Annotated in this window: 3 protein-coding genes; 2 read left to right on the top strand and 1 reads right to left on the bottom strand. The window is 51.7% G+C overall.

All coding sequences use genetic code 11. The features are described 5' to 3' along the window. Positions 1 to 390: aminopeptidase P family N-terminal domain-containing protein (locus K5905_RS31510; RefSeq protein ID WP_297591665.1), on the bottom strand; the 390-nt coding region annotated here is incomplete at its 3' end. A gap of 254 nt (positions 391 to 644) precedes the next feature. Between K5905_RS31510 and K5905_RS31505 the strand changes: the two genes are divergently transcribed. Next, the gene (locus K5905_RS31505) at positions 645 to 1,343 is read left to right on the top strand and encodes a GntR family transcriptional regulator (RefSeq protein WP_297591664.1); all 699 of its coding nucleotides are present in this window, start codon (positions 645 to 647) and stop codon (positions 1,341 to 1,343) included. Positions 1,344 to 1,603: 260 nt separating this feature from the next. Beyond that, positions 1,604 to 2,514, top strand: a 911-nt coding sequence (locus tag K5905_RS31500) for a winged helix-turn-helix domain-containing protein (protein ID WP_297591663.1), incomplete at its 3' end; no start/stop codon positions are given.

The following is a 2,514-nucleotide window of genomic DNA, read 5'->3' as shown; positions in this document are numbered from 1 at the left end:
TGTGGTGGCCGGGTAGGTGTCATCGAGAAAGTTGCGGATGATGGCCGGGATCGTGTTTTTCTCGACCCAGATCACGGACGGGTTATCACCCAAGACGTTTGCAAGCGCACGACCCCAGGTGCGCTGACCAATATCTTCCCAGATACGCACATCCTCGACCCAGGTCATTTCCGAAACCATTTCGGATTCCATCAACGGAGTGATGACGACAGGTGCATCCTCGGCATCTACGACCAGCATCGTTGGCCGACCGAACTCAATGCCCAAATATCCCCAAAAGCCTGCAAGGTAGGCAATTGAACTCTCGTCGGTGAAAACAGCCTTTTGAATTCCATTAGATCGCATGAGCGCTTGAAGGGTGAGCGTGCGGGTTTTTGCCTCTTCCAGCATTGGGTCGTCCTTGTCAGCGAGCAGCCTGTTTGGGCGTGAGCACGATTTAATCCTGCACGCGTCTTATCCAGCTGTATACATCTTTGTTGAGTAACTCAATTATTTTGCAATAATTGGGCAGGAATACTCATTGATGTATACATGTTGCGGTTGAGGATCTAAGGAATGAGTTTGAGAAAGTCCGGTTTCTATCGAAGAGAGACGTCGGGATCATCACTATTTGAGGTGTGTGCGAAAGCGGTGCGTGAAACACGATGAACGCGTTCAAGAGCCGGAATACGGTTGATACTTCGGATGGAAAGACGAGCGTTGAAGCCATCCAGAATGAAATTCTGCGGCGGATCTGTTTCCTGGATTACGAACCAGGAATTCAGTTGAAGGAAGCAGAACTTGCTGTCGAATTCGGTGTGAGCCGAACACCGATAAGAGATGCGATAGGCCGGATAAAACATCTGGGGCTGGTCGAAACGCGAAATGGCGTTGGAACCGTGGTTGTCACGCTGACACCGGATCAGATCAGACATGTCTATGAAATGCGACTGCAGCTTGCCGGGCTGATCGGCACGATGTCGCCCAGAGAGGCGACAGGCAAGGATCTTGTTCGCATCACGGACCTGTTGAACGCCGCTATCGAACTTGAGCTTGAATTCGACGCCCGCGCTTATGTGGAATTGAATGATCTTCTGCAGGACCTGATTGCCGATTTGATCGGAAACACGCTTTTGAAATCGTTCTGGCGACAGGCCTATTTTCAGGCGGCCAGCACCTGGTATCGGGTCGCCTCGCTTGCGGGTTCTGAAGTTGCGTTGTCTCTGGTGCAGGAACTGCGCGAGTTGAAGGAAGCCCTGGAACGCAATGATATGGTCGCGGTCGGCCTCGTGCAGCGGATCCATATCGGGTACGGCTATCAGCGCATTACTCGATTTTTGTCCTGCCGGAACGAAGAGACCTGAAAATCGATCGGAATCCCGAGTGCCTGTACATCGACAACGACCTGCTTTGACAGTGATTTCGTGAACGTCAATGCGGGGTCACGCGACTTGCCAAATAATACTTCCTTCCTGAAATCGTGTAGAGTGAGTTGATTTAACTTTTGTATTCCGAAGGGTAACTTGAATACATTCTCGAAAATATCGACGTGATTTGTTCTGTGCGGCAGTCGTGATCTGTTGAACATCTATCTGATATTTTCGCGATCTGTTATCATCATTCGATGATTTATCACTTTGGCGAATTCAGGTTGGATACGTCGCGCGAAGAGTTGTTTTGCGGCACTGAGGTGGTTGATATTGAGCCTCTTGCCCTCAGCATTTTGAAGCTGCTTCTCGAAAACCGCGACCGGCTTGTCACCAAGACTGAAATTTTTGATGCGGTCTGGAATGGCCGTATCGTGACCGAAGCGGCGCTTTCCACCTGCATCAAGTCTGCCCGCCGCGCGGTTGATGATACCGGCAACAAACAGGCCGTGGTGAAAACAGTCCACGGAAAGGGGTTTCGCTGGGTTGCGCCAGTGCGGGTTGAAGAAAGGAGTGCCGAACCGGTTCAATCCGCTGAAGTCGATCTCGACGTGACAGAGGAACAGTGGATAGAGGCCTCGCGTCGGCCGACGGTCGCTATTCTGCCGTTTGACGTTATTGGTGTGGATCCGATCGCCACGACTTTAGGGCAGGCGATTCCACATGAACTGATTGCCGAAATTTCACGTTTGCGCTGGATTGCCGTCATTGCCCGCGGGTCATCCTTCCGATTTCGGTCTGCCCAGGCCGATCTGAGTGAGATCAGACAAAAACTCGGGGCGCGGTATTGTCTGACGGGTTGCGTCGAGGTGATCGGGCAACACGCAAATGTCAGTGTAGAATTGTCCGATACGATTGATGGGGATGTCATCTGGGCGGACTTCTTTAAGGCGTCGATCGAAGACATTCATTCCGTTCGCGAGACTATTGTCGCGCAAGTGATCTTTGCAATTGAGGTGCAAATCCCCTTGAGCGAGGCCGCTAAAGCCCGATTGCGCTCGCCGGAGAACATCGATGTGTGGGCAGCATATCATCTGGGCCTGCAATCGCTTTATCACTTCGACAAGAACGAGAATGACCGGGCCATAGCGTTGTTCGACAAGGCGAT

The organism is Roseibium sp. (genome assembly GCF_025698965.1).
Lineage (GTDB): Bacteria > Pseudomonadota > Alphaproteobacteria > Rhizobiales > Stappiaceae > Roseibium.
The sequence above is the reverse complement of the archived record's forward strand: the minus strand, read 5'-3'. Positions and strand labels throughout refer to the sequence as shown.

Excerpts from the sequence above, each read along its gene's own strand:
- K5905_RS31505 (WP_297591664.1), top strand. The coding sequence starts at position 645 with ATGAACGCGTTCAAGAGCCGGAATACGGTTGATACTTCGGATGGAAAG.